Raw genomic sequence first — 25,669 nt, forward strand, 5'->3', positions numbered from 1 at the left:
ATCAAGTGTCGGTCGGCGAGGGACGAGGCGCGCGGCTCACGACGCGCCAATGCGGCGCGCGAGATAGCGCGCGAAGTCGTAATTGGGCCGCTCCAGGTGGCTCAGGTGCCCGGCGCGCGCGAGCGGCGCGTGCACGCCGCGGAACACGGCCTCCACGCCGTGCCGGTCTTCGGCGTTCACTTCGTCGAGCAGCGCTTTCAGCGTGGCCATGTAATCGGCCGATTCCGGGTCGTCGATGAACTCCGGCGCCAGGCCGCCGCCAAAGCGGATATGCACCTGGCCCACGCCCTTCGGTTGCAGGATCAGGTACCAGAAGTAACCCGGCGTGAGCGTCACGAGGTGCGTGGGATAGATCGCGAGCAGCGCCGTGGTGCGCCGCCAGTGGCCCTGCAAGCGCGGGTTGGCCGGATGCGCGTTGCCGATCGGCAGCGTCGCTTCCTTCGTGATCCAGTGATAGTTGAACGCGGGCAGACCGGGCGGACATTCCATTTCCTCGAGCTTCGAATGCGGGCCCACCGTCGCACGATGCAGCATCGGCAGGTGATAGCTCTCCATGAAGTTCTCGGCGAGGATCTTCCAGTTCGTGTCCCACACGTGCTCTTCGTGGAAGGTCTGCACGTAGTCGGTCATGCCGTACGGCTCGATCAGGGCGGCGAGCCCGGCGAGCTGTTCGGCGACGGGCGGCGCGTCGTCGTTCAGCGTCACGTAGATCCAGCCTTGCCACGTTTCGCAGCGCACCGCAGGCAGCTTGTAGTGCTCCTTGCAGAAGCCGGGCTGGCGGTCCATCAGCGGCGCGCCGGCGAGCGCGCCGTCGAGCGTGTAATTCCAGGCGTGATACGGGCAGACGATGCGCCGGACGTTGCCGCTGCCTTCGAGCAGCACCGACATGCGATGCAGGCAGACGTTCGAGAACGCGCGCAGTGCGCCGTCCGCGTCGCGCAGCACGGCAACGGGCTGGTCGTCGATCTGGGTCGTCAGATAGTCGCCGGGTTTCGCCAGTTCGCTCACGCGCCCGACGCAGAGCCATTCGTTGCGAAAAACGTCGCGCTGTTCGAGCGCGAGAAATGCCTCCGATGTATAGACGCCCGGCGGCATGGCGCGCGCGTCTTCGAACGGACGCCCGCAATTGGCGCGCAGCGCGCCGAGCAATGCGTGTCCGTCTGCGGGGGACGAGAGGAGTGATGCCATGCGGCCTCCATGACCTGATGGGCTGTGCATGGACTCCAATCTAACAATCCAAATTACCAGTCAAAATATTGTTTTCCCATGTAAAGGATAGGGAAAACTTATAGACATGGCTCATGCGTGTCGCTTATGGACTGGCCCGGAGGCGCCGCTACTCCTGCACGTCGAGCTCGCGCACATAGGCTTCGCAGAACGCGGCGAAGTGCTGGACGATGCGGCGCGAGCGCATGCCGCTCGACTGCGCGATGCCGAGCGTCGTTGCGCTTACGTTGTCCTTGAAGTGCTTGATGACGAAGTGCTCGCCGTCCACGGTGCGCGTGGATTTGAGCGGGAAATTGAGGATGCTGTAGCCCAGGCCGTTCGCCACCATGCCGCGCACGACTTCGGGTTGCGACGAGCGAAAGGTGGGCACGGGGCGCGTGCCGACCGAGTCGAACAGCGCAGAGAAGTATTCGCGGCTGTGCGGCAGATCGAGCATCACATAGGGTTCTTCTAGCAGTTCGGCGAGCGAGACCTTGTTCGCGCGCGCGAGCCGGTGCGTCCTGGGCAGCAGCACATAGGGCGGCAGCGAAAGCAGCGGCGTGAAGGCGATGCCGTCCGCGATATCGAGGCTATAGGTAAGCACGATGTCGAGCGAGCCGTCGCTCAGGCCCCCGAACAGCACGTCCTGATGCGCCTCCGTGGTGCGAAAGCCGATGCCCGCGTGCTCCTTCACGAAGCGGCTGATGATGCCCGGCATGAGCGGCGGCGCGAGCGAGACCAGGCAGCCAAGCGAAATCGAGCCGCTCATGCCGCCGTCCATTTCGCTCGCCGCAAGCTGCAATTCCTCGGCGTTCTTGAGCAGATTGCGTGCATGGCCGAGCAGATCGCGTCCCGAATGCGTGAGCGAGAGCCCGCTTGCGTGATGCCGGATGAACAACTGCACGCCGAACGACGCTTCCAGGTCCGCGAGCGCCGTCGAGATCGACGGCTGGGAAATATGCAGCCGCCGCGCCGCGGCGGTGAAGGACAGCGCTTCCGCGGCCACGACGAAATAGCGCAACTGACGCAGCGAATAGCGCAGCGGATTGTGATCCATCGCCTCTCCTGAGGATTGCCGATCAAAACATTGTCGATCACGCCGGGCATGCTTGCATAGCGAAAAACAATGCAACGCATTTTTTTTAAGTAGTTTGTGGACGCAAGCGCCGGGCGTAAATTTTCTCCCCTGACACGGCCGGATCTCTCGGGCCATCTGCGGTTTCCGCTATCCGCGGGCCCTGTGCGGCCCGTCCCGCATCGCTTTTCAGAAGGAGGCAGCCATGACGGCTGAAACGACGTCAATCGACACGCTCATCGTCGGGGCCGGACAGGCCGGCATTGCGATGAGCGAGCATCTCAGCCGCATCGGCGTGCCGCATCTCGTGCTCGAACGCGATCGCATCGCCGAACGTTGGCGCACCGCGCGCTGGGATTCGCTCGTCGCGAACGGTCCGGCGTGGCACGACCGCTTCCCGGGCATGGAGTTCGAGGGGCTGGACCCGGACGCCTTCGCCTCGAAGGATCAGGTTGCCGATTATTTCGAGGCCTATGCCCGCAAATATCAGGCGCCGATCCGCACCGGCGTGGAGGTCACGCGCGTGACCCGTCACGCGGGCCGCCCCGGTTTTCGCGTGGAGACGTCCGATGGCGTGATCGACGCGCAACGCGTGGTGGTCGCGACCGGGCCGTTCCAGCGCCCCGTGATTCCGCCGATCGCGCCAGGGGACCCGACGCTCGCGCAAATGCATTCCGTCGACTACCGCAATCCCGCCCAGTTGCCGCCCGGCGCGGTGCTGGTCGTGGGCGCGGGCTCCTCGGGCGTGCAGATCGCCGACGAACTCATGCGCGCGGGACGCAAGGTCTATCTTTCGGTGGGCGCGCACGACCGGCCGCCGCGCGCGTACCGCAATCGCGATTTTTGCTGGTGGCTGGGCGTGCTCGGCGAGTGGGACAAGGAAGTCGCCGGGCCGGGCCGGGAGCACGTGACGATTGCCGTGAGCGGCGCGCGCGGCGGGCAGACCGTCGAATTCCGCGCACTGGCGCACGAGGGCATGACGCTCGTGGGCGTGACGCAATCGTTCGAGGGCCGCGTCGTCACTTTCGCCGACGATCTCGCGGCCAATCTCATGCGCGGCGATCAAAGTCTTTTCGCGCTGCTCGACGCCGCCGACGCCTATGTCGAACGCAACGGCGTAGCGTTGCCGCCCGACCCGCGCGCGCGCGATATTCCCGCGGATCCCGAGTGCGTGACGCATCCGATCCTCACGCTCGATCTCGCCGAAGCGGGCGTGAGCACGATCATCTGGGCGACCGGCTATGCGCAGGACTACGCGTGGCTCGAGGTCGACGCCTTCGACGAAAAGGGCAAGCCGCGCCATCAACGCGGCGTCTCGAAGGAGCCGGGCGTGTATTTCCTCGGCTTGCCGTGGCTGTCGCGGCGCGGCTCGTCGTTCATCTGGGGCGTGTGGCACGACGCGAAGCATCTGGCCGACCAGATCGCGACACAACGCAAGTATCTCGACTATCGCGACGCCGCGCAGCGCCGCGCGGCATCCGCCGGGCACGACGCCGTGCAGGCGCCCGCAGAGCCGAATCTCAACGAACTGGGAGTGAATTGATGCCTACGCATACCCGTATCCGCATGTTCAACACGAAGGACACGTATCCGAACCAGTCGCTCGACAATGACCTGTGCCAGGCCGTTCGCGCGGGCAACACGGTCTACGTGCGCGGCCAGGTGGGCACCGACTTCGACGGCAATCTGGTCGGTCTCGGCGATGCGCGTGCGCAGGCCGGGCAGGCGATGAAGAACGTCAGGCAATTGCTCGAAGAAGCGGGCAGCGACCTCACGCACATCGTCAAGACGACGACGTATCTGATCGATCCGCGCTATCGCGAGCCCGTTTATCAGGAAGTCGGCAAGTGGCTGAAGGGCGTGTTCCCGATTTCGACGGGGCTCGTCGTGAGCGCGCTCGGGCAGCCGCAATGGCTCATGGAGATCGACGTGATCGCCGTGATTCCCGATAACTGGAAGCCGGTACAGGACTGAGGAGCGGGCCATGACCTTCTCGATCGTGGGACGTTGCCCGCAGAGCGGGCAACTGGGAATTGCGGTCAGCTCGTCGAGCATCGCCGTGGGCGCGCGCTGCGCGTGGGCGCGTGCGGGCGTGGGCGTGGTGGCGACGCAGAACGTCACGCTGCCCGCGCTGGGCACGCAGGTGCTCGACTTGCTGGAGAGCGGAAAGCTCGCGCCGGACGCGGCGTTGCAACGCGCACTCGCCCTGGACCCGTACCGCGCTTACCGGCAGGTCACGGTCGTGGACAGCGCGGGACGCACGGCGCTGTTCACGGGCAAGCGCACGCTCGGGCGCAACCACGCGCACGCGGGCGATCAATGCGTCGCGGCGGGCAACATGCTCGCTCACGAACAGGTGATCGACGCGATGGCGCAGGCATTCGAGCGCACGCCGGGCGTGCTCGCGGATCGCTTGCTGGCGGCCATGCACGCGGCGCTCGAGGCCGGCGGCGAGGCGGGGCCGGTGCATTCGGCGGCGCTCAAGATCGTCGATGCGCAGGTCTGGCCCATCGTCGATCTGCGTGTCGATTGGGCCGACGAAGCCCCCATTGCCGCGCTGGGCGGCTTGTGGGAGGCGTACCGCCCGCAGATGCAGGACTACATCACGCGCGCGCTGAACCCAACGGCCGCACCAAGCTATGGAGTGCCAGGCGATGAGTGAGCCGCGCGAGACGACGAGCCGCGCGATGCTGGCGCGCCTGATCGGCTTCGCGACCGTGAGCCGCGATTCGAACCTCGAACTCATCGCGTTCATCGAGTCGTATCTCGCCGGTCTCGGCGTGGAGTGCGAACTGTTCTACAACGCACAGCGCACCAAGGCCAATCTGTTCGCGACGATCGGTCCGCGCGATCGCGGCGGCATTGTACTGTCGGGCCACACCGACGTCGTGCCTGTGGACGGCCAGGCGTGGACCGTCGAACCGTTCCGCCTGACCGAGAAGAACGGACGCCTCTACGGACGCGGCACAGCCGACATGAAATCGTTCATCGCGTGCGTGCTCGCGGCAGTGCCCGCATTCCTGCGCGCGCCGCTCGTCATGCCGGTGCATCTCGCTTTTTCGTACGATGAGGAAACCGGCTGCCTCGGCGTGCGGCCCATGCTCGCCGAACTCGCTCAGCGCGCGCACGCGCCGCGTGTGTGCCTGATCGGCGAGCCGACAGAACTCAAGCCCGTGCTGGGTCACAAGGGCAAGCTCGCGATGCGCTGTCATGTGAAAGGCGCTGCGTGTCATTCGGCCTATGCGCCGTACGGTGTGAACGCGATCCAGTACGCGGCGCGCCTCATCAACAAGCTGGAGGCGATCGGCGACGAACTCGCGCGGCCCGAGTATCGCGACGCGCGTTTCGACCCGCCGTTTTCCACGCTGCAAACCGGCGTCGTGAAGGGCGGCCGCGCGCTGAACATCGTGCCCGCCGAATGCGAATTCGACTTCGAAGTCCGGACCGTGCCGGGCTTCGACGCGCTCACGGTCGCCGGCGATCTGCAGCGTTACGCCGAGGGCGAACTCGTGCCGAAAATGCGCGCCGTGCATGCCGATAGCGGCATCCGGTTCGAAGCGCTCAACGCGTATCCGGGCCTCGCCACGCCGCCGGAGAGCGAGGTTGCGCAACTGCTCGCGCGGCTATGCGAATCGAGCGACTTCGGCACCGTGGCGTTCGGCACCGAGGGCGGCCTCTACGCGCAGGCGGGCATTCCGGCCGTGGTGTGCGGGCCCGGCAGCATGGATCAAGGCCACAAGCCGGATGAGTTCGTCACGCTCGATCAACTGGATCGCTGCGATGCGATGTTGATGCGTCTCGCGCAGCATCTGCAAATGGCCGGCTAGGCGGCACTTTCGAAGCGGGCCGCAATGGGCGCGTGCGTTGATTCGCACGCGCCCATTTTCATGCGCCGCATGCAGTCTGCTCATTCAGTCTCCGTATTCAGTCTCGATACGACGGATCTTCCCCGTCGAGCACCTTCTTCATTTCTTCGAAGTGCGCGATCGAGAAGTCCGCAATGCTCTCCCAGTCGCGCGCGGTGCGTTCGGCGACGGCGTCGGAGAGCACGCGCAGCGGCTTGCCCGTCGCATAGGCGTTCACGAGAATCTGGCAGGCGCGCTCGAAACAGGTAGACGTCATCAAAGGCCCGGATGCCGGTGGCACGGGCATGAGTCCGCCGGCACGGGCTTCTCGCGGGCGACCGGGCGGCCCCGCACACCCTCGATTGTGCAGCGCAATAAATTTGATATAAATCAATGTGCGTTGTTTTCAGAGGGTGCTTAATCTTCGTCTGTCCGTGCATGCAATCCCGACGCCATTTTCCCCAAGGCCCACCGCCACTTCCGCGCCGCCTTTGCCGAAACTCGTTCGATTTCCACCCGCTGCCCCAAGCATGGAGAAATTCCCTTGAGCCACACTCGTCAAACTCAAAGCCCCGGCAGTACGTCGATGCTCACGCTACCGCTCTTCTGGCCAATCGCGGCCGCCGCAGCCCTGGTGGAAACCGGCGCTTCGCTGTCGGCCAGAAATCTCGCTTTCCTCGCGGAAGAAGAGCGGCTCCATTTCGAACTGCATCCCGTGCTCGCCACGGCCAACCGGCCGCTGCTGGACCTGCGCACGATGGTTCTGCGTGACTACTCCGGCGACAACCCGCAGGGCCTGCCGACCATCGTCGATGCGCCGTACGCCGGCCACCGCGCGATGATTGCCGACTTCCAGCCGGGTCAGAGCCTGATGCAAACGTTGCGCGAGCACGGACTGTCGCGGCTTTTCCTGACCGACTGGAAGTCGGCGACGGAGGACATGAAGGATCTGGAGATCGACCAGTATCTCGCCGAGATCAACGTATGCGTCGACGAACTCGGCGGCCGGGTGAACCTGGTGGGCCTGTGCCAGGGCGGCTGGATGTCGGCCATGTATGCCGCCCGCTTTCCGCACAAGGTCGCGAGCCTCGTGCTGGCCGGGTCGCCGATCGACACCGACGCGGGCGACGGTCCCATCAAGCGGATGGTGCACACGTATCCCGAGTCGTTCTACGAAGAACTGGTGAAGCTTGGCGGCGGCCTCATGCGAGGCCGTTTCATGCTGAGCGGATGGAAAAACATGCACCCGGACCAGCACTACGTGACCGAGCACATCGATCTGTACGAGCACATCGACGACCCGGCTTACGTGAAAAAGGAAGAGGCGTTCCAGAGCTGGTACGAGAACCCGCTCGACCTGCCCGGGCGCTGGTATCTGCAAACCATCCGGCAGATTTTCAGGGAGAACCGGCTCGCGAAAGGGACGTTTGTCGCGCTGGGCCGCACGTTGAACCTGAAAGCGATTACCTGCCCGGTTTATCTGCTCGCGGGGGAGTCGGACGACATCACCACGAAGGAGCAGGTGTTCGACGCCGGGAAATACCTGGGCACGCCGCCCGGGCGCATCGAAAAGCGTCTCGTGCCGGGCGGCCATATCGGCCTCTTCATGGGCTCGCGCACGCTGAAAGAGACCTGGCCTGCAATCGCCGCCTGGGTGGCTGCAGCCGCGCCGGCCTGATCTTCGAGAGCCGGGCCCCGTGTCGGATCGAGCCTGTGTCAATAGACATCGGGCAGATAGCCGGACGTCGTCGAATCGGGAATCCCTTGCGGGGTGGGCCTCGGCCGCCGCAATGCGAACCCCCGGCCTGTTCGGTCCCGGCCGGCATTAACCCGCATGCGGCGGCTGGCCCGCGAAGCGCGGCGCGGGCGCGGCGTTGGGATGGCCGTCGGGGTGACGATGACGGCCGGCATTCGCATTGGCGCTGGTGCTGGCGTTCGCGTTACGGCCCGGCGCGGCCGGCGGGCGATGCTGGGCGGTGTGCACCGGCGGATGCCCGCCCGGCTGCGGCCGGTAGCCATGCGGCGGTGTGCCGTGCGGCTGCATCGCCACGCGCACGCGCTGGGGCTCGGGCATTCGCGCATGCTGCATTGGCAGATGCCCTTCGTTGTGCGCCATCACCACGCGCAATTCCTCGCGGCGGTGCCGGACTTCACCGCGCAGGTCGCCGCGGCCGTAATAGCGGCGCTGGCGGTGGCCGTCCGGTCCCACGATCCAGATATAGGTGCTGCCGCCGGCGTAGACCACGTCGCGGTCGAGCACGACCGAAACATAGGCGTCGTACGGCTGTGGCACATAAACGGGTTGTGCGACGACGACAGGCGGAGGCGGTGGAGGGGGCGCGACGACCACGGTCGTGGGGCGCGTGGGTGCGGTGGCGACGCGAGGGCTGGACACGCAGCCGCTAATCAGCAGGGTTGCAGCCAGGGTGCCGAACAAGACGGATGCAGATGGCAGAGCGCGTGGTTTCGCGTGCAAGCGGGGACTCCGGAATGAGTGGTTGCTGGTCCCGTGTGTTAACGGCAAATGCCCGGGTCGCTTGAGCGAGCGCCCGTGGATACATGGCTTTCTGGACGCCATGCCATCCGTTTTTCGCATACCAGCGTTTCCAATTTGTGATTTTACGATGGCATATCGGCTTCCTATACTCGCCCGGAAAACGTACCGATGAAGTACCGATTCCGGAGACAGTCCCCCAATGAACGCCCCAGATCGTGCCGCCGCAGAAGCTGCATCGCTAGCCGCATCCGTTTCGCTCGACGACAAATACACGCTGGAAAAAGGTCGCGTGTACATTAGCGGCACGCAGGCGCTGGTGCGCCTGCCCATGCTGCAAAAGGCGCGCGACCGCAAGGCCGGCCTGAATACGGCGGGCTTCGTCTCAGGCTATCGCGGCTCGCCGCTCGGTGCGCTCGACCAGTCGCTCTGGAAGGCGAAAAAGCACCTCCAGGCCCACGACGTCGTGTTCCAGCCCGGCGTGAACGAAGACCTCGCCGCCACCGCCGTGTGGGGCACGCAGCAGATCAATCTCTGGCCCGGCGCGCAGCGCGACGGCGTGTTCGGCATGTGGTACGGCAAGGGCCCGGGTGTGGACCGCACCGGCGACGTGTTCAAGCACGCCAACTCGGCGGGCAGCGATGCGCGCGGCGGCGTGCTCGTGCTCGCGGGCGATGACCATGCGGCGAAGTCGTCGTCGGTTGCGCATCAGTCCGAGCACGCGCTCATCGCGGCGGGCATTCCCGTGCTCTACCCCGCGAACGTGCAGGAATATCTCGACTACGGCTTGCACGGCTGGGCCATGAGCCGCTACTCGGGCCTGTGGGTCGCCATGAAGTGCGTGACCGACGTCATCGAATCGACCGCCTCGATCGACCTCGACGCGGATCGCGTGCAAATCGTCACGCCCGCCGACTACACCATGCCCGAAGGCGGCCTGAATATCCGCTGGCCCGACACGCCGCTCGCCCAGGAAGCGCGCCTGCTCGATGAGAAGTGGTACGCCGCGCTCGCCTATGTGCGCGCGAACCGCCTGAACCGCGTGGTGATCGATTCGCCGCGCGCACGCTTTGGCATCATGACCGCGGGCAAGGCGTATCTCGACGTGCGCCAGGCGCTCACCGACCTCGGCCTCGACGACGCAACCTGCGCGCAGATCGGCGTGCGCGTGCTCAAGGTGGGCTGCGTGTGGCCGCTCGACGCGCAGGACGCGCGCGGCTTCGCCACCGGGCTCGAAGAGATTCTCGTGGTCGAAGAAAAGCGCCAGATTCTCGAATACGCGCTCAAGGAAGAGCTATACAACTGGCGCGAAGACGTGCGCCCCAGGATCTACGGCAAATTCGACGAGCGCGACAACGAAGGCGGCGAATGGTCGGTGCCGCGCGGCAACTGGCTGCTGCCCGCGCACTACGAACTCTCGCCCGCGCTGATCGCCAAGGCCATTGCGCGGCGTCTCGCGCGCGCGGACCTGTCCAATGCGGTGCCCGAGGACGTGCGTGCGCGCATGCTCGCGCGCGTGGCGATCATCGAGGCGAAGGAGCGCGAAGCCGCGAAGCCGCGTGCGACGGTGGAGCGCAAGCCGTGGTTCTGCTCGGGCTGTCCGCACAACACCTCGACGAACGTGCCCGAAGGCTCGCGCGCGCTGGCGGGCATCGGCTGCCACTACATGTCGATGTGGATGGACCGCAAGACCGAAACGTTCAGCCAGATGGGCGGCGAAGGCGTGGCGTGGCTCGGCCAGATGCACTTCTCGGGCGACAAGCACGTGTTCGTGAACCTCGGCGACGGCACGTACTTTCACTCAGGAGTGCTGGCGATTCGCGCCGCCATCGCTTCGAACGCCAGCATCACCTACAAGATTCTCTACAACGACGCGGTGGCGATGACGGGCGGGCAGCCCGTGGACGGCGTGCTGACCGTGCCGCAGATCGCGCATCAGGTGCATGCCGAAGGTGCGAAACGCATCGTCATCGTCACGGACGAGCCGCAAAAATACGACGCCAGGATCGCATTGCCGGCAGGCGTGGATGTGCACCATCGCGATCAGCTCGATAGCGTGCAGCGCATCCTGCGCGACACCGCCGGCACCACCGTGCTGATCTACGACCAGACCTGCGCCACCGAAAAGCGCCGCCGCCGCAAGCGCGGCGCGTATCCCGACCCGGCGCGCCGCGCCTTCATCAACGACGCCGTGTGCGAAGGCTGTGGCGACTGCTCGGTGCAATCGAACTGCCTCTCCGTCGAGCCGCTCGATACGCCGCTCGGCACGAAGCGCAAGATCAACCAGTCGTCGTGCAACAAGGACTTCTCGTGCGTGAAGGGCTTTTGCCCGAGCTTCGTGACGGCCGAGGGCGCACAGTTGCGCAAGCCGCGCGCGGCGCATGTGTCCAGCGCCGCCTCGATCAGTTTCGAAGCGTTGCCCATGCCCGTGCTTCCGCAACCGACGAAGCCTTACGGCATTCTCGTGACGGGCGTGGGCGGCACGGGCGTCGTGACCATCGGCGGGCTGATCGGCATGGCCGCGCATCTTGCGGGCAAGGGCGTGACCGTGCTCGACATGGCCGGGCTCGCCCAAAAGGGCGGCGCCGTGCTGAGCCACGTGCAGGTGGCGGCGTCGCCCGCCGCCTTGCACGCCACGCGCATCGCCACGGGCGAGGCGCGCCTCGTGATCGGCTGCGATGCGATCGTCTCCGCTTCGGGCGACGTGCTCTCGCGTACCCAGCACGGCGTGACGGTCGCGGCGATCAACAGCGCCGCGACGCCGACTGCGGAATTCGTCAGGAATCCAAAGTGGACGTTCCCGGGTGCGCAAACCGAGGCCGAACTGCGCGCGAGCATCGGCGAGGGCTGCGCGTTCGTGGACGCCAATGCGCTCGCGCTGGCCTTGCTCGGCGACACGATCTACAGCAATCCGCTGCTGCTCGGCTATGCGTGGCAAAAGGGCTGGCTGCCGCTCGAACTCGCGCATCTGCGCCGTGCGATCGAACTCAACGCCGTGGCCGTGGAGAAGAATCTGCAGGCGTTCGACTGGGGCCGCTACGTCGCGCATCATGGCGAGGCGCTCGTGCGCGCGCTCACCAAAACGCCGGCAGAACCGCAGGCTGTCGTTCTGCGCATGCCCGAATCGCTCGACAAGCTGATCGCCGCGCGCGAAGCGTTGCTCACCGCGTATCAGAACGCCGCCTATGCGCAGCAATATCGCCGCGTGGTCGAGCGCATTCGCGCGAAAGAGACGGCGCTCGGCGACGCGAAGCTGCCGCTCACGCGCGCCGTTGCCGTCAATCTCGCGAAGCTCATGGCCTATAAGGACGAATACGAAGTCGCGCGTCTTTATGCCGATCCTGCGTATCTGCAGAAGCTGCGCGAGCAGTTCGAGGGCGAGCCGGGACGCGACTACCAGCTGAACTTCTGGCTCGCACCGCCGCTCGTCGCGAAGCGCGACGAGCACGGTCATCTCGTGAAGCGCCGTTTCGGTCCGTGGGTGCTGCCGGTGTTGCGCACGCTGGCTCGCATGAAGGGGTTGCGCGGCACGGCGCTCGACGTATTCGGCAAGACGCAGGAGCGTCGCGACGAACGTCGCTCGATTGTGGAATACGTGGCGCTCGTCGACGAATTCTGCGCGAGCCTCGACGCGCAGCGCCTGCCCGTCGCACTGCAGCTGGCCGCGCTGCCCGACGAGATTCGGGGCTTCGGCCACGTCAAGGCGCGCAATCTCGCTGCGGCCGGGAAAAAGCAGGAGCGCTTGCTGGCCGACTACCGCACGCCCGCCACGCAGCGCGCCACGGCGTAACCGGCCAGCCGGCGATCAGGGGAGCAGGCGCCTGCCGATCAGGCGCGGCAGGCGCAGCGCCAACCCGCTCACGAGCCGCAGATGCATGCCCGCGAGCAGCAGGTTGTCGCGCACGTAGTTGAAATGCGAAACGCCGCCTTCATCGGCGCCGAAGTAACGCACCGGCGCTTCGATCTGGATCGGGCGCACGCCGGCCCAGCACAGGCGCACGGCGGCTTCGGGATCGAAGTCGAAGCGGCGCATCCACGTCTGGCGCTGCATGATCGCCTTGAGCGGCGCGATCGGGTACACGCGAAAGCCATACAGCGAATCGCCGATGCCGGCCCACAGTGTCTCGAAGTCGGCGAAGAAGTTCGACAGGCGCCGTCCCTGCACGCGCAGTTGCGGCGCGCTCGCGTCGAACTTCGGCAGGCCCAGCACCATGGCTTCGGGCGCGGCCTGCGAGGCGGCCATGAATTCGGGAATCAGCGCGGCGGGGTGCTGGCCGTCGGAGTCCATCGTCAGCACGTGAGTGAATCCGCGCGCGGCGGCGGCTTCGAGCCCCGCGAGCACCGCGCCGCCCTTGCCCCGGTTGTCGGGCAGCACGATGACGTGCAGGCCGGGGTCGTCGTTGGCCATGGCCTGCAGGCGCGCGGCGCTGCCGTCCGTGCTGCCGTCCACCACGACCCACACGGGGTTCCATTGCGCGCGTGCACTGCGTACGGTCTCGTCGAGCCTGGCCCCCGGGTTGTAGCTCGGGATCAGGACAAGATGCGTGGATGAAGGCGTGGCCATGGCAGCGAGTGCCTCGACAGCGTGAGACCCTGGAAAAATTCTAGCGCGCGCATAACCGCCTGGGCGGACGTCCGGCGCATCGTGCGCGGGGGCTTCGTATCGGGATGCTTCAGCGCTCGCGCCCGTGCCTGTGTCGGGCGCGGGGCGCGACTGCCGCTTTGCGTCGAAGGGTTGCACAGACACTCGTATTTCCTCAGAGGATGCAGCAGCGGAAAACGCGCCGCGTGTTCAGGCCAGGCCGCCGTTGATCGAGAGCACTTGCCCTGTCACGTAGGCGGCCGCGTCGGACACCAGGTACGCCACCATGCCCGCGACTTCCTCGGGCTGGCCGGCACGCTGCGCGGGCACGAGCTGCTTGATGCGCTCGGCGGGAAACGCGTGCCCGGCCATCGGCGAGGCGATGATGCCGGGCGCCACGGCGTTCACGGTGATGCCGCGCGAAGCCAGCTCCAGCGAAAGCGATTTCGTTGCGCCGATCAACCCGGCTTTCGCCGCCGCGTAGTTCGCCTGGCCGCGATTGCCCATCACGCCCGCGAGCGAGGCGATGTTGACAATGCGCCCGCGGCGCGTGCGGATCATCGGCATGAGAAGCGGCTGGGTAACGTTGAAAAAGCCGTTGAGCGACACGTCGATCACGCGGTGCCATTGCTCCCGGCGCATGCCCACCAATGGCGCGTCGTCGTGAATGCCCGCGTTGTTGACCAGGATCTGCACGGGCGCGTCTTCCACGAGACGGGCGAGCGCCGCTTCGGCGGCGTCGGCGTCGGTCACGTCGAAGGCAATGGCGTGCGCGCTGCCGCCCGCCGCGACGATGCGCTGCGCGACGGCCTCGGCCTCGGCCAGCCGCCGGTTCGCGTGCACCCAGACCTCGTGGCCCGCCTGCGCGAGCGCAACGCTGATGGCCTGCCCGAGTGCGCCGCTGCCGCCTGTCACGAGAGCACGCATGGGTTTTCCTCCCTCAATCCTGGCCAGCGCCGGCAGGCATGGCACCGCGCGCCGCGCACGTCAGTCAACGCACGCGGTGCGCCGCGACATAGGCGGCCAGCGTGCCGAGCGTCGCGAAGATCTTTTCGTTTTCCGGATTGTCCGAGCGCAGCTCGAAGCCGTACTTCTTCGAGATCAGCAGCGCAATTTCCAGAATGTCGATCGAGTCGAGCCCGAAGCCTTCGCCGTAGAGCGGCGTGTCGGCGCTCACTTCGTCGAGCGAGACATCTTCGAGGTTCAGCTCTTTCACGATCTGCGTGGCGAGCTCTTGTTCCAGTGCGTTCATCATGCGTGGGCTCTCCGGGCGTGTGGGCCGACAGCACCGGCCGCCCGTTTTTAGGGTTCGTTTGCTGTAAAAGTTACCAGGATTCTAAGTGAAGGGTATCGGTGCGTATACCGGGCTCCCAGGCGAAAGGGTTACAGAGGGTCGGTGCCAGGCGGCGCGCATTTTTGCGGCCGGAACGCGCGAGACGCTTGCGCGGCGTTGGGCCTGTCTGGATCGGACAAAAGCCCTGGCTGGCGCGATTCCCAACATTCGGTTACAAACCGGCGTCGGGCAGGACAGGTGATCGGGTCCCGTCAATCTTAAAATGTGCGTGCCTGGACACGCTTGCAAGAAACCGGCCCGATACTTGCCTTTCTTATGATGATTCGGGGCGCTTGCCTCACCCTACGATTCGCTTACGAGCCTATTTGCGATATAAGCCAGATGCCTTCCTCACTTAGCCAGACCGCCCTGGTTCGCACCGGGGCCGAACGCCCGCCGGCGCCATGCATATGGCGCGCCGGCGCACGCGTGCGCGGAGGCGGGCGATGAGCGCCGTGGCTGCGGCGGCGCGCGCGGCGTCTGGCGTGGCGGCGGTGGCCGCCTGGCAGATCGGCGCGCACTACGCGGTGGCGACCCCGGGCGCGCACGGCTTCGGCCTTGCCATGACGCTCGTGCCGCCGCTCGCGATCGCGCTGGCGGCCGCCGCGCGCTCGCCGCGCCGGGCGTGGCTGCTGCCGCTCTGGACGCTCGTGGTGCTCGCGCTGTGGTTCATGCGCACGCCGCTTGCTTTGCACTTTGAATGGGGGCTGTATCTGGAGCATGTGAGCTTCAACCTCGCGATGGCGCTCTTGTTCGGGCGCACGCTCGCGGCGGGGCGCGTGCCGCTTTGCACGCAGTTCGCCTCGCTGATCCACGGCGGCGCGCTGACGCCCGCCGTGGCGCGCTATACGCGCCAGATCACGCTCGCGTGGACGCTCTTTTTCGTCGCGATCGCCGGCGTTTCGACGCTGATGTTCGCGGTTGCACCGATCGTCGCGTGGTCGACGTTCGCCAACTATCTGGCGTTGCCGCTCGTGGCGGCGATGTTCGTCGCCGAGCACGCGTGCCGGCGTTTCGTGCTGCCTGGCGAGCCGGATGCCGGCATGCTCGACGCGATCCGCGCATACCGGCAGACGACCCGGGTCCGCGCGGAGCATTCCTGATCATGGATGCCGCCAGCCAGCCCGGGGACAGGCAGGGAACAACGCAGGAATCCGTATTGACTGAAGTTATGCAGACTCATCCGCTCGTTTTTCATCCGTCGCCCGACCAGGTCATTGCCTGGCGCGACGGCGCGCCCGTCACGGTGCGCGCGTTCCTCGCCGATGTCACGCGTGTGGCCGCGGCGCTGCCGGCGGGCGGCCACGTGTTCAACGTCTGCCGCGACCGCTACCGCTTCACCGTGGGCCTGTGCGCGGCGCTCGTGTCCGGCCGCATCAGCCTGCTGCCCTCCACGCAGACGCCGGAAACCGTGCGCCAGCTCGCCTCGTTCGCCCCCGACGCGTTCTGCCTGCACGACGCGCCCGATTGCGCGATCGACCTGCCGCGTTTCGCCTGGCCCGAAGCGCCGCAGCAAGCCGACGCGAACGCGCCGTTCGCCGTCCCGCAGATCGACGCCTCGCGCGTCGTGGCCTACGTGTTCACGTCGGGGTCCACCGGCGCGCCGGTGCCGCATGGCAAGACATGGGGCGTGCTGGTGGCGGGCGTGCGCGCGTCGGCCGAGCGGCACGGCCTGCTCGCCGCGCACGACTGCACGATCGTCGGCACGGTTCCGCCGCAGCACATGTACGGTTTCGAAGTGACCGTCCTGCTCCCGCTGATCGGCGGCTGCGCGTTCAGCAACCGGCTGCCGTTCTATCCCGTCGACATCCGCGACGAACTCGAAGCGGTGCCGCAACCGCGCGTGCTCGTGACCTCGCCGATCCATCTGCGCGCGCTGCTTGCCACCGATCACGCGCTGCCGCCGGCCGAGCGGGTGCTCTCGGCCACCGCGCCGCTCTCGGAAAAGCTCGCGATAGAAGCGGAAACGCGCCTGAAGGCGCCGCTCGTCGAAATCTACGGCAGCACCGAAACCGGCCAGATCGCGACGCGCCGCACGGCGAAGGGGGCAACGTGGCAACTGCTCCCGAAGCTTCGTTTCGAAGCGCGCGAAAGCGCGGCGCAGGACGACGAAGGCCCGACCATGTGGGTATCGGGCGGCCATGTGGAAGAGCCGGTGCCGATGGGTGACGCGATCGAACTGCTCGACGCTGAGCGTTTCCTCCTGCACGGCCGCAAGACGGACCTCATCAACATCGCGGGCAAACGAACCTCGCTCGCGTACCTCAATCATCAGCTCAACGCGATTCCAGGCGTGGTGGACGGTGTGTTCTTCATGCCCGACCACCTCGAGCACGATGCGCGTACGGGCCACGACGTCGTGCAGCGCCTCGTCGCGCTCGTGGTCGCGCCGACGCTTGCGCTCGCCGATCTGCAGCGTGCGCTGCGCGAACGCATCGATCGTGCGTTTCTGCCGCGTCCGCTCCTGTTCGTCGATGCCCTGCCGCGCAACGACACCGGCAAGCTGCCGCACGACGTGCTCGCTGCGTTCGTGGCGCGGCAGATGCGCGGCGCTCCCGCGCAGGACGCGCAGGACGCGGGCGACGCTTTGGCCAAGCCGGCGTCCGCGCTTTCGTTCACGATTCCCGCCGATCATCCCGCGCTGCCTGGCCACTTCCCGGGTCACCCGATCGTGCCCGGCGTCGTGCTGCTCGATCACGCCATCGACGCGATCGGCGCAGCGCTGAACCGGCCGTTCGACACGTTCAGGCTCAGCAACGCGAAATTCCTGAGCCCGGCCGCGCCCGGCGAAGCACTCGACCTCGCCTGGGACGCGGCGGTGAGCGGCGCGATCCGCTTCACGCTGCGTGCTGGCGCACGCGATGTCGTGAGCGGTGTCATCAGCGACGCAGCGGCTGACGCGCCCGGCGCCGGGCCGCTCACGCGCGCGAGCGCGCAGACTGGAGCGCAGCCATGACGAAGCGCACCGACTGGGCGAACCAGCAGGAGCGCAGCAACACGCTGCTCCTGCGCATCATGACCTGGCTCTCGCTGCGCCTCGGCCGCCGCGCGGGCCGCGCGCTGCTGCATCTGATCGCGCTGTATTTCGTGCTGTTTTCACCGCGCGCGTGCGCGGCCTCGCGCGATTACCTGCGCCGCGTGCTGGGCCGCCCGGCGCACTGGCGCGACGTCTACCGCCACGTGTTCACGTTCGCCTCGACGATCCACGACCGTATCTATCTGGCGAACGCGCGCTTCGACATGTTCGACATCCGCCCGCACGGCCATACGCTCGTTGACGAGACGCTCGCCAAGGGGCGCGGCGTGTTCCTGATGGGCGCGCACCTCGGCAGCTTCGAGATCGTGCGGGCGCTCGGCCGCACGCGGCCCGACCTGCGCGTGGTCGTGACGATGTACGAGGAGAACGCGCAGAAGATCAACGCAACGCTCGCCGCCGTGAATCCCGCGGCGAAGCCCGAAGTGATCGGGCTCGGCCAGGTCGGCTCGATGCTGAAGGTGCACGAGCGTCTCGACCAGAACTGCATGGTGGGCATGCTCGCCGACCGCACGCTGCTCGCCGGCGACGCCGCCACCATGCGGCGCATGGCGTTTCTCGGCGAGCCGGCGGCGTTCCCGCTCGGACCGCTCTACATGGCCGCGATGCTCAGGCGCCCGGTGCTCTTCATGACGGGCCTGTATCGCGGCGGCAATCGCTATGACGTGCACTTCGAAACGCTGGCGGACTTCACCGACGTGCCGCGCGAGTCGCGCCAGCGCGCCATCGACGCGGCGCTCGCGCGCTACGTCACGCTGCTCGACCGCTATTGCCGCAAGGCGCCGTACAACTGGTTCAACTACTACGACTTCTGGCAGGGCGGCAAGCAGGGCGCGAAGGTTGGACAAGCAGCCCCGGCAACTGCGGCGGCAGGCGCTGCGGCCCGGGGGCCGGCGCCGGTGCGACGCCACGCGGCGCGCCCCCCTGCCGAGCTTCCCGTGCACGAGGTGACCGACGCATGAGCGCGATCCGCCGTTGCGCAAGCTTGCGCGCGCGCTGCCTGCGAGCGCTGGCGAGCGCCGCTTTCATCGCCGCTTCCCTCATCGCGGCGGGCGCGCCTCGCGCGCCGGCACAGGCTGCCGAAACCGCGCAGCCCGCCTGGACGCTCGACCGCCTGATGTCCACGCTCGCGCAGCACAAGTCCGGCCGCGCGAGCTTCACCGAGACGAAGTACCTCTCGATCGCCACGCAGCCCGTCGAGTCGTCGGGCGAACTCGTGTTCGTCGCGCCCGATCATCTGGAAAAGATCACGCAGAACCCGAAGCCCGAGCACCTCGTGGTGGACGGCGACATGCTGACTGTCCAGCGCGAGAACCACACATACACGCTGGCGCTCGCGCGCTATCCGGAGCTGGGCGCGTTCATCGAGAGCATTCGTGCGACGCTCGCGGGCAACCGCTTCGCGCTGGAGCAGGTGTACAAGGTCGCGCTCACGGGCGAGGGCGACGACTGGACGCTCACGCTCACGCCGCTCGACTCGCGCATGCGCAAGGTGGTGAATACGATCACGATAGACGGCACACGCGACGCGATGCGCAGCGTCGCGATCCAGCAGGCAGACGGCGATCATTCGGTGATGCGCCTGCACGCCCTTTCCGCGGACGCGAACTGATGGATCCGCGCGCCCATCCGGTCCTTGCGCGCGGCTTCGCGCTCGTGCAGCGCCGCGCCGTTGCGGTGTGGCTGCTGGGCCTCGTCGCATGCGCGGTGGCGATCGGCCGTGCGAACTTCACCGCCGATCTCTCGGCGTTTTTACCGCGTTCGCCGAGCCCCACGCAGCAAGTGCTCGTCGATCAACTGCGCGACGGCCTGGCTTCGCGGCTCATTCTGATCGGCATCGATGGCGGCTACGAGAGCACGCGCGCGGCGCTTTCGCGCCGCGTGGCGGCGAGCCTGCGCGCCGATCCGCAATTCGTGGCGATTCACAACGGCTCGGGCCAGAACGACGCGCGCGACGAGCAGTTCATGTTCGCGCACCGCTACGTGCTGAGCCCTGCGGTCACGCCGCAACATTTCACGGAGCAAGGCCTGCACGCGGCGCTGGGCGAGAGCCTCGATCTGCTGACGTCGTCGGCGGGCCTCGTTGCCAAGGATCTGCTGCCGCGCGACCCGACGGGCGAAGCGGCGGCCATGGTCGGTCAGCTCGACAGCGCGGCGCAGCCTGCGAGCCGCGGTGGCGTCTGGGCCTCGCGCGACGGCCGGCGCGCCGTGCTGGTGGCGCAAACGGCGGCCGCCGGCTCCGACACCGACGCGCAGTCCCACGCCATCGACGCCGTGCGCGCCGCCTTTGCTGCCGCCACGCGCACCTTGCCCAATGCTTCGGCCTACCAGGTATCGCTGACAGGGCCGGGCGTGTTCGCGGTCGCCACCCGCGACGCCATTCGCCACGACGTGGAGCGCCTCTCCACCCTGAGCCTCGTGCTGATCGTCGCGCTGCTGCTCACGCTGTACCGCTCGCCGCGCACGCTGGGGTTCGGGCTCTTGCCGGTGTTCTCGGGCGTGGCGGCGGGCATTGCCACGGTTTCGCTCGTGTTCGGCACAGTGCATGGCTTGACGCTCGGCTTCGGCACGACGCTGATGGGCGAAGCGGTGGACTATTCAATCTATCTGTTCGTGCAGTCGTCGCAGGGCGGCCCCCGCGGTGCGCCCCAGGGCCGCGAGACGATGCGCGCCTGGCTCGCCGCTTACTGGCCGACCATCCGCCTTGGCGTACTGACCTCGGTGTGCGGTTTCGCGACGATGCTGTTCTCGGGCTTCCCCGGCCTCGTGCAACTCGGGCTCTATTCGATTGCGGGCCTCGTGAGCGCCGCGCTCGTCACGCGCTTCGTGCTGCCGCAGCTGTGCGGCGCAGCCGTCGCGATTCGCGATGTGTCGCGCATCGGCGCGGCGCTCGCGCGCCTCGCGCACGCCGCGCCGCGCCTGCGCTGGCCGCTCGCGGCGCTCGTGCTCGCCGCCGTGGCGTCGCTCTGGCTGCATCGCGACGTCCTCTGGAGCCACGAGCTTTCCTCCCTGAGCCCCGTGCCTGCTGCGAGCCAGACGCTCGACACGCGTCTGCGCGCGGACGTCGGCGCGCCCGACGTGCGCTATCTCGTGGTGATCCCGGCCGCGAGCGAGCAGGCCGCGCTCGAAGGCGCGGAGAAGGTCGGCGCGCAGTTGCAGCCGCTCGTCGAGCGTGGCGTCCTGGGCGGCTTCGAGAGCCCCGCGCGCTACCTGCCGAGCGACGCCACGCAGCGTGCTCGCCTCGCGAGCCTGCCTGCCAGGGACGTGCTCGCGGCGCGCCTGCAGGAAGCGATCAGGAACCAGCCGGTGGACGTGAGGCCCGACGCCTTCGCGCCGTTCCTCGCCGACGTCGAGGCGGCGCGCAACGCGCCGCTCGTCACGCGCGCGGACCTCAAGGGCACGTCGATGGCGCTCGCTGTCGATGCGCTGCTGACCCGGCGCGACGGGCAATGGAGCGCCATGCTCGCCTTGCGCGCGCCGCGCAATACGCAAGGCGCACAGGCCGTGAATACGCCGAGCCTCGACGCCAGCGCCGTGAGCGGCGCCGTCGCCCGTGCGAACGTGCCGGGCGCACTGTTCGTCGACCTGAAGGCCGAAGCCGACCGCATGTACGTGGATTACGTGCACGAAGACATTCGGCTCTCGCTCGCGGGTTTCGTCGTCATCGTCGTGCTGCTGGTATTCGCGCTGCGCTCGATCTCGCGCGCGGCGCGCGCGCTCGCGCCGCTCGTCGCGGCGGTGCTGGTCGTGGCGGCGGGATTCGCGCTGGCGGGCGTGCCGCTGACCATCCTGCATCTGGTCGGCATGCTGCTCATCGTCGCGGTGGGCTCGAACTATGCGCTGTTCTTCTGCAAGCGCGACGACCAAGCGGGCATCACGCCGCGCACGCTCGTCTCGCTGCTCGTCGCCAATCTCGCGACGGTGGCGGGCTTCGGTCTGCTCTCGCTGTCTCATGTGCCGCTGCTCGAAACGTTCGGACTGACGGTCGGGCCGGGCGCGATGCTCGCGCTCGTGTTCGCGGCGATTCTCGCGCCGCCGCTCGTGCGCAGCGGCGCCGGAGCGCACATGAGCGCCGGTACGCCCGACGAGCGGCGGCCCGCTCGCCCGCGCACCGAACGCGCGCAGATGCGCCACCCGCACGGAGGCCGCGCATGAACCCGGCTTCATTGCCCGCTACGCGAGTGACGCACGCCCCCGCCGCGGCGCGACGCTGGAAGCCGTCGCCGTTCATCTGCGGCGCAGCGGCGCTGCACGCGGGCGCCGCCGCCGCCGTGGCCGCGCAGCCGCACGCATGGCCGTGGGCAGCGGGCAGCGTGGTCGCCTCGCATCTCGCGCTCACCGCCGCGGGCCTGTGGCCGCGCAGCGCACTGCTCGGCCCGAACTGGGTGCGCCTGCCCGAGCACGCGGGGCGGCGCATCGCGCTCACCGTCGACGATGGTCCGGACCCCGAAGTGACGCCGCGCGTGCTCGACCTGCTGGACCGCTTCGATGCGCGCGCAACGTTCTTCTGCATCGGCGAGCTGGCGCAACGCTACCCGCATCTGGTCGAAGCGATCGTGGCGCGCGGCCATGCCGTCGAAAATCATAGCCAGCGCCATCGGCATACGTTTTCAGTCTCGGGGCCGTTCGTGATGAAACGCGAGATCGAGGCGGCGCAGCGCACGCTCACCGAAATTGCGGGTACACCGCCACGCTTTTTTCGCGCACCGGCGGGCCTGCGCAATCCGTTCCTCGAGCCGGTGCTGTGCGGCGTCGGCCTGCACCTCGCGAGCTGGACGCGGCGCGGCTTCGACACCTGCGCGAAGAGCGCCGCCACGGTCACGCACCGCCTGCTCGATGGCCTGGCGGCGCGCGATATCCTGCTCGTGCACGATGGCCATGCGGCGCGCGACGCGCGCGGCAAGCCGCTCGTGCTCGATGTGCTGCCGCCGCTCCTGCGCGCCGCCGCCGAACGCCAGCTGCAGTGGACCACACTGCGCGCGTGCCTCGACGGCGAAACCGGTCAACCCTGATCCCACCGCCGCGCCAACGGACCGACTAGACGTGAAACCACTCATCCTTTCGCATTTCACCGCCACCAGCTGCCTCGGGCGCGGGCTCGACGCGACGCTCGACGCGCTGCGCGGCGCGCGCGGAGGCCTTGCGCGCTGCGACTTCGCGCGCGCGGACCTCGAAACGTGGACCGGCGAGGTGGCGGGCCTCGAGAGCGAGACGTTGCGCGCCGATCTTGCGGACTACGTGTGCCGAAACCACCGTCTTGCACAGATCGGCTTCACGCAGGACGGTTTCGCCGAACACATTCACGCCGCCGTCGCGCGCTACGGCGCCGCTCGCGTGGGCGTGTTCGTCGGCACCAGCACCTCGGGCATTCTCGAAACCGAAAACGCCTACCGGCAGCGCGACCTGGAAAGCGGCGCGCTCAAGCCGGGCTTTCATTACGCGCAGACGCACAACCCGTTCGCGCTGGCCTCGTTCGTGCGCGCGTACTTCGGCCTGCGCGGGCCGGCCACGTCGATTTCTTCGGCCTGTTCTTCGGGCGCGAAGGTGTTCGGTTCCGCGCGCCGCATGATCGAAGCGGGGCTGATCGATGCGGCCGTGGTGGGCGGCGTCGATTCGCTCTGCCTGACGACGTTGTACGGCTTCAACTCGCTCGAACTGCTGTCGCGCGATCCGTGCCGCCCGTTCGACGTGAACCGCAACGGCATTTCGATTGGCGAGGCCGCGGCGTTCGCTTTCCTCGAGCGCACGCCCGACACGCTGGACGACGATGCCATCCTGCTGCTCGGCGTGGGCGAATCGAGCGACGCGCATCACATGTCGTCGCCGCATCCCGAAGGGCTCGGTGCGCGCGCCGCGATGGCGCAGGCGCTTTCCGCCGCGGGCGTGGCGCCAGGCGAAATCGGCTACATCAATCTGCATGGCACGGCCACGCCGAGCAACGACGCCGCCGAGAGCCGCGCAGTCAACGCGCTGTTCGAGCGCACGCCGTGCAGCTCGACCAAAGGTGCGACGGGGCACACGCTCGGCGCGGCGGGCGCGCTCGAAGCCGTGATCGCGGCGCTCGCGCTGCGCCATCGCTTCGTGCCCGCCGGCGTCAACACCACGCAGCCCGACGCCGCGCTGGGCCTCGACTACGTGCTGGAAAGCCGCGAGGCGCAAGTGGGTGCCGCGCTCAGCAATTCATTCGGTTTTGGCGGCACGAACTGCAGCCTCCTGTTCGGCCGCGCGGACCGCGCACATCACGGATGACCGCCATGAGACTTTCCGCATTCATCGAAAGCGTTGGCGTGATCGGCCCGGGTCTCGCCAACTGGCCGCAGACGGCCGACGTGCTCGCCGCGCGCACGCCCTACGCGAGCGCACGCACGCTGCTGCCGCCGCCCGAGGGGCTGCCGGCCGCGGAGCGCCGCCGGACCGGGGCCGTCGTCAAGACCGCGCTCGCCGTGGGCCACGAAGCCGTCGCGGCGAGCGGCCGCGACGCGACGACGCTGGCCGCCGTGTTCGCGGCCTCGGGTGGAGACGGTCAGAACTGCCACATCATCTGCGACGCGTTGGCCGGCGACGACCGCCTGCTTTCGCCCACACGTTTTCACAACTCGGTGCACAACGCGCCCGCGGGCTACTGGAGCATCGCGACGCGAGACCGGGCTGCCTCGAACGTGCTGTGCGCGCACGACGGCAGCTTCGCGGCGGGCCTGCTCGAAAGCGCGTGCCAGGTGGCCGTGGATGGCGCGCCCACCTTGCTGATCGCCTACGACGCCGACTATCCCGAGCCGCTGCATGCGTTGCGGCCCGTGGCCGATGCGTTTGGCGTGGCGCTCGTGCTCGCGCCGCAGGCGAGCGCGGCGACGATTGCGCGCCTCGACGTGACACTCACCGAAGCGCCGGCGACACCGCTCGCCTCGCCCGAACTCGAAGCGCTGCGCACGAACAATCCCGCCGCGCGTGCGCTGCCGCTGCTCGAAGCGCTCGCGCGCATGGACACATCTGGCCAGCCTGTGAGCGTGGTCGTCGACTATTTGCCCGAACTGCGCGTGCAAATCGACGTGACGGGCCCGGACGCGTTTGGGGAGGGCGCATGACGACGCAAGCCGACCTGCCGGATACGTTCGCGGACGTGATCGCGAATGCCGCGCCGACCGCGCCGCTCGATCGCGCATGGATCGCGGCGCGCATACCGCACAGCGGCGCGATGTGTCTGCTCGATGGTGTGCAGGCGTGGGACGGGACACGTATCCTTTGTACGGCGACAAGCCATGGCGATCCGCACAACCCGCTGCGCTCGCGCGGCCGCCTCGCAGCCGTGTGCGGCGTGGAGTACGCGGCGCAGGCGATGGCGGTGCATGGCGCGTTGCTCGGTGCAAGGGATGGCGCGGCGGCGGGCCGCCCGCGCGTGGGCTTTCTTGCGAGCGTGCGTAACGTAATGGCGCATATCGAGCGTCTCGACACGCTCGCCGCGCCGCTCGCGATCGAAGCCGAACGCATGAGCGGCAGCGGCAGCACGATCCTCTATGGTTTTACGGTGCGCGGCGAGGGCCGCGTACTGCTTACGGGGCGCGCGGCAGTGATGCTCGACGCGTCCGCAGTCGTTCGCTGACAACACGAAAGGGAGCCCGACGATGAAATCCAAACGGTTCATACTTGCGGCGCTCGTGCTGGGCGTGGCCAGCACGATGGCGCATGCCGATGTTCACGAAGTGAAGGAGGACATCAAGCACGATTCGAAGGAAGCCGCCGCGAAAACCGGCCACGCCGCGCGCGAGTTCGGCCACGCCACCGCGAACGCGGCGAAGACGGTGGGCCACGGCATCGCGCATGTGTCGCGCGAGGGCTACGAGGCCACGAAGCGCGCGACCAAGCGCGTGTTCCATAAGGACGGCAGTGGCGAAAGCAGCGAGAAGAGCCAGACGTAGAGCTATCTTTCGCTGGGCGTAGGCACACGTAGGCGTTTACCCTCGCGACCACCCACGCTGCGCGCGTGAGCCTTCACCCGGCGCGCCTTCCCGTCCGCGCGCTGTTATCAGCCCCGCAGCATCCCCTGCCGACGCTTCAAGATACCGCCGCCCTTGCCGTTAATACAGTGGCGGCGTCATCACTCGC

General features: G+C 67.8%; 22 protein-coding genes and 1 pseudogene. 16 read left to right on the top strand and 7 right to left on the bottom strand.

The window, feature by feature from the left end; all coding sequences use genetic code 11:
- Positions 1–36: 36 nt before the first annotated feature.
- Together BHE01S_RS00435 and BHE01S_RS00440 are read right to left on the bottom strand one after the other, a co-directional pair.
- Positions 37–1,188 (bottom strand): aromatic ring-hydroxylating oxygenase subunit alpha, encoded by a 1,152-nt coding sequence (locus tag BHE01S_RS00435; RefSeq protein ID WP_042259294.1) that lies wholly within the window; start codon positions 1,186–1,188, stop codon positions 37–39.
- Between the two features lie 148 nt (positions 1,189–1,336).
- Positions 1,337–2,263 (bottom strand): LysR family transcriptional regulator, encoded by a 927-nt coding sequence (locus tag BHE01S_RS00440; protein WP_042259295.1) that lies wholly within the window; start codon positions 2,261–2,263, stop codon positions 1,337–1,339.
- A 223-nt stretch (positions 2,264–2,486) separates the two neighbouring features.
- Between BHE01S_RS00440 and BHE01S_RS00445 the strand changes: the two genes are divergently transcribed.
- Genes BHE01S_RS00445 through argE form a run of 4 tightly spaced genes read left to right on the top strand, consistent with a single transcriptional unit; the run spans position 2,487 to position 6,108 of the window.
- Positions 2,487–3,824: a flavin-containing monooxygenase gene (locus BHE01S_RS00445; RefSeq protein WP_042259297.1), complete on the top strand. Its 1,338-nt coding sequence runs from the start codon at positions 2,487–2,489 to the stop codon at positions 3,822–3,824.
- Positions 3,824–4,255, top strand: coding sequence for a RidA family protein (locus tag BHE01S_RS00450; protein WP_042259299.1), 432 nt, complete (start codon positions 3,824–3,826; stop codon positions 4,253–4,255). Before BHE01S_RS00445 ends, BHE01S_RS00450 begins: the two co-directional genes overlap by 1 nt.
- 10 nt (positions 4,256–4,265) lie before the next feature.
- Complete coding sequence (locus tag BHE01S_RS00455; RefSeq protein WP_042259301.1) at positions 4,266–4,943, top strand: DUF1028 domain-containing protein; 678 nt, start codon at positions 4,266–4,268, stop codon at positions 4,941–4,943.
- Positions 4,936–6,108 (top strand): acetylornithine deacetylase, encoded by a 1,173-nt coding sequence (gene argE, locus BHE01S_RS00460; RefSeq protein WP_042259303.1) that lies wholly within the window; start codon positions 4,936–4,938, stop codon positions 6,106–6,108. Before BHE01S_RS00455 ends, argE begins: the two co-directional genes overlap by 8 nt.
- A 97-nt stretch (positions 6,109–6,205) precedes the next feature.
- On the opposite strand, the gene BHE01S_RS00465 is transcribed toward argE, so the two are convergent.
- On the bottom strand, positions 6,206–6,403 hold the full coding sequence (locus tag BHE01S_RS00465; protein ID WP_042259304.1) for a class II aldolase/adducin head domain-containing protein: 198 nt from the start codon (positions 6,401–6,403) through the stop codon (positions 6,206–6,208).
- A gap of 309 nt (positions 6,404–6,712) precedes the next feature.
- On the opposite strand from BHE01S_RS00465, the gene BHE01S_RS00470 reads away from it, so the two are divergent.
- Positions 6,713–7,804, top strand: coding sequence for an alpha/beta fold hydrolase (locus BHE01S_RS00470; RefSeq protein WP_042259306.1), 1,092 nt, complete (start codon positions 6,713–6,715; stop codon positions 7,802–7,804).
- A gap of 147 nt (positions 7,805–7,951) precedes the next feature.
- Here the strand turns inward: BHE01S_RS00470 and BHE01S_RS35900 are convergent, their stop codons facing one another.
- Positions 7,952–8,521, bottom strand: a complete 570-nt coding sequence (locus BHE01S_RS35900; protein WP_157025049.1) for a hypothetical protein — start codon at positions 8,519–8,521, stop codon at positions 7,952–7,954.
- A gap of 301 nt (positions 8,522–8,822) precedes the next feature.
- Between BHE01S_RS35900 and BHE01S_RS00480 the strand changes: the two genes are divergently transcribed.
- The gene (locus BHE01S_RS00480) at positions 8,823–12,410 is read left to right on the top strand and encodes an indolepyruvate ferredoxin oxidoreductase family protein (protein WP_042259307.1); all 3,588 of its coding nucleotides are present in this window, start codon (positions 8,823–8,825) and stop codon (positions 12,408–12,410) included.
- Between the two features lie 15 nt (positions 12,411–12,425).
- Here BHE01S_RS00480 and BHE01S_RS00485 read toward each other — a convergent pair whose 3' ends face one another.
- The 3 genes from BHE01S_RS00485 to BHE01S_RS00495 all read right to left on the bottom strand — a co-directional run bounded on the left by BHE01S_RS00485 (position 12,426) and on the right by BHE01S_RS00495 (position 14,454).
- Positions 12,426–13,184, bottom strand: coding sequence for a glycosyltransferase family 2 protein (locus BHE01S_RS00485; protein ID WP_042259309.1), 759 nt, complete (start codon positions 13,182–13,184; stop codon positions 12,426–12,428).
- 228 nt (positions 13,185–13,412) lie between these two features.
- Entirely contained in the window at positions 13,413–14,129 is a 717-nt protein-coding gene (gene fabG / locus BHE01S_RS00490) for a 3-oxoacyl-ACP reductase FabG (RefSeq protein WP_042259311.1), read from the bottom strand.
- A gap of 64 nt (positions 14,130–14,193) precedes the next feature.
- Entirely contained in the window at positions 14,194–14,454 is a 261-nt protein-coding gene (locus tag BHE01S_RS00495; RefSeq protein ID WP_028202434.1) for a phosphopantetheine-binding protein, read from the bottom strand.
- A 527-nt stretch (positions 14,455–14,981) separates the two neighbouring features.
- On the opposite strand from BHE01S_RS00495, the gene BHE01S_RS00500 reads away from it, so the two are divergent.
- From BHE01S_RS00500 to BHE01S_RS00545, 10 genes and pseudogenes are all read left to right on the top strand, one after another.
- Positions 14,982–15,638 carry a COG4648 family protein gene (locus tag BHE01S_RS00500; protein ID WP_042259418.1) on the top strand — a complete coding sequence of 219 codons (657 nt, stop codon included), beginning with the start codon at positions 14,982–14,984 and terminating at the stop codon, positions 15,636–15,638.
- 68 nt (positions 15,639–15,706) lie between these two features.
- Positions 15,707–17,491 carry an AMP-binding protein gene (locus BHE01S_RS00505; RefSeq protein WP_084068436.1) on the top strand — a complete coding sequence of 595 codons (1,785 nt, stop codon included), beginning with the start codon at positions 15,707–15,709 and terminating at the stop codon, positions 17,489–17,491.
- Positions 17,488–18,432, top strand: a pseudogene (locus BHE01S_RS00510) (LpxL/LpxP family acyltransferase); the annotation flags it as partial. The gene BHE01S_RS00505 and the pseudogene BHE01S_RS00510, both read left to right, overlap by 4 nt.
- Positions 18,433–18,527: 95 nt before the next feature.
- Positions 18,528–19,181, top strand: coding sequence for an outer membrane lipoprotein carrier protein LolA (locus tag BHE01S_RS00515; protein ID WP_042259313.1), 654 nt, complete (start codon positions 18,528–18,530; stop codon positions 19,179–19,181).
- Positions 19,181–21,724, top strand: a complete 2,544-nt coding sequence (locus BHE01S_RS00520; protein WP_084068438.1) for an MMPL family transporter — start codon at positions 19,181–19,183, stop codon at positions 21,722–21,724. The genes BHE01S_RS00515 and BHE01S_RS00520 overlap by 1 nt, the downstream gene beginning before the upstream one ends.
- Positions 21,721–22,581 carry a polysaccharide deacetylase family protein gene (locus BHE01S_RS00525; RefSeq protein ID WP_042259315.1) on the top strand — a complete coding sequence of 287 codons (861 nt, stop codon included), beginning with the start codon at positions 21,721–21,723 and terminating at the stop codon, positions 22,579–22,581. Before BHE01S_RS00520 ends, BHE01S_RS00525 begins: the two co-directional genes overlap by 4 nt.
- A gap of 31 nt (positions 22,582–22,612) precedes the next feature.
- Entirely contained in the window at positions 22,613–23,818 is a 1,206-nt protein-coding gene (locus BHE01S_RS00530; RefSeq protein WP_042259318.1) for a beta-ketoacyl-[acyl-carrier-protein] synthase family protein, read from the top strand.
- Between the two features lie 5 nt (positions 23,819–23,823).
- On the top strand, positions 23,824–24,651 hold the full coding sequence (locus BHE01S_RS00535; RefSeq protein ID WP_042259425.1) for a beta-ketoacyl synthase chain length factor: 828 nt from the start codon (positions 23,824–23,826) through the stop codon (positions 24,649–24,651).
- On the top strand, positions 24,648–25,166 hold the full coding sequence (locus BHE01S_RS00540) for a hotdog family protein (RefSeq protein ID WP_157025053.1): 519 nt from the start codon (positions 24,648–24,650) through the stop codon (positions 25,164–25,166). The genes BHE01S_RS00535 and BHE01S_RS00540 overlap by 4 nt, the downstream gene beginning before the upstream one ends.
- 22 nt (positions 25,167–25,188) lie before the next feature.
- On the top strand, positions 25,189–25,482 hold the full coding sequence (locus tag BHE01S_RS00545; RefSeq protein WP_042259320.1) for a hypothetical protein: 294 nt from the start codon (positions 25,189–25,191) through the stop codon (positions 25,480–25,482).
- Positions 25,483–25,669: the final 187 nt, after the last annotated feature.

It is taken from the genome of Paraburkholderia heleia NBRC 101817 (assembly GCF_000739775.1).
GTDB classification, from domain to species: Bacteria; Pseudomonadota; Gammaproteobacteria; order Burkholderiales; family Burkholderiaceae; genus Paraburkholderia; species Paraburkholderia heleia.

Excerpts from the sequence above, each read along its gene's own strand:
- BHE01S_RS00435 (WP_042259294.1), bottom strand. The coding sequence starts at position 1,188 with ATGGCATCACTCCTCTCGTCCCCCGCAGACGGACACGCATTGCTCGGC.
- BHE01S_RS00440 (WP_042259295.1), bottom strand. The coding sequence starts at position 2,263 with ATGGATCACAATCCGCTGCGCTATTCGCTGCGTCAGTTGCGCTATTTC.
- BHE01S_RS00445 (WP_042259297.1), top strand. The coding sequence starts at position 2,487 with ATGACGGCTGAAACGACGTCAATCGACACGCTCATCGTCGGGGCCGGA.
- BHE01S_RS00450 (WP_042259299.1), top strand. The coding sequence starts at position 3,824 with ATGCCTACGCATACCCGTATCCGCATGTTCAACACGAAGGACACGTAT.
- BHE01S_RS00455 (WP_042259301.1), top strand. The coding sequence starts at position 4,266 with ATGACCTTCTCGATCGTGGGACGTTGCCCGCAGAGCGGGCAACTGGGA.
- argE (WP_042259303.1), top strand. The coding sequence starts at position 4,936 with ATGAGTGAGCCGCGCGAGACGACGAGCCGCGCGATGCTGGCGCGCCTG.
- BHE01S_RS00465 (WP_042259304.1), bottom strand. The coding sequence starts at position 6,403 with ATGACGTCTACCTGTTTCGAGCGCGCCTGCCAGATTCTCGTGAACGCC.
- BHE01S_RS00470 (WP_042259306.1), top strand. The coding sequence starts at position 6,713 with ATGCTCACGCTACCGCTCTTCTGGCCAATCGCGGCCGCCGCAGCCCTG.
- BHE01S_RS00480 (WP_042259307.1), top strand. The coding sequence starts at position 8,823 with ATGAACGCCCCAGATCGTGCCGCCGCAGAAGCTGCATCGCTAGCCGCA.
- BHE01S_RS00485 (WP_042259309.1), bottom strand. The coding sequence starts at position 13,184 with ATGGCCACGCCTTCATCCACGCATCTTGTCCTGATCCCGAGCTACAAC.
- fabG (WP_042259311.1), bottom strand. The coding sequence starts at position 14,129 with ATGCGTGCTCTCGTGACAGGCGGCAGCGGCGCACTCGGGCAGGCCATC.
- BHE01S_RS00495 (WP_028202434.1), bottom strand. The coding sequence starts at position 14,454 with ATGAACGCACTGGAACAAGAGCTCGCCACGCAGATCGTGAAAGAGCTG.
- BHE01S_RS00500 (WP_042259418.1), top strand. The coding sequence starts at position 14,982 with ATGAGCGCCGTGGCTGCGGCGGCGCGCGCGGCGTCTGGCGTGGCGGCG.
- BHE01S_RS00505 (WP_084068436.1), top strand. The coding sequence starts at position 15,707 with ATGCAGACTCATCCGCTCGTTTTTCATCCGTCGCCCGACCAGGTCATT.
- BHE01S_RS00515 (WP_042259313.1), top strand. The coding sequence starts at position 18,528 with ATGAGCGCGATCCGCCGTTGCGCAAGCTTGCGCGCGCGCTGCCTGCGA.
- BHE01S_RS00520 (WP_084068438.1), top strand. The coding sequence starts at position 19,181 with ATGGATCCGCGCGCCCATCCGGTCCTTGCGCGCGGCTTCGCGCTCGTG.
- BHE01S_RS00525 (WP_042259315.1), top strand. The coding sequence starts at position 21,721 with ATGAACCCGGCTTCATTGCCCGCTACGCGAGTGACGCACGCCCCCGCC.
- BHE01S_RS00535 (WP_042259425.1), top strand. The coding sequence starts at position 23,824 with ATGAGACTTTCCGCATTCATCGAAAGCGTTGGCGTGATCGGCCCGGGT.
- BHE01S_RS00540 (WP_157025053.1), top strand. The coding sequence starts at position 24,648 with ATGACGACGCAAGCCGACCTGCCGGATACGTTCGCGGACGTGATCGCG.
- BHE01S_RS00545 (WP_042259320.1), top strand. The coding sequence starts at position 25,189 with ATGAAATCCAAACGGTTCATACTTGCGGCGCTCGTGCTGGGCGTGGCC.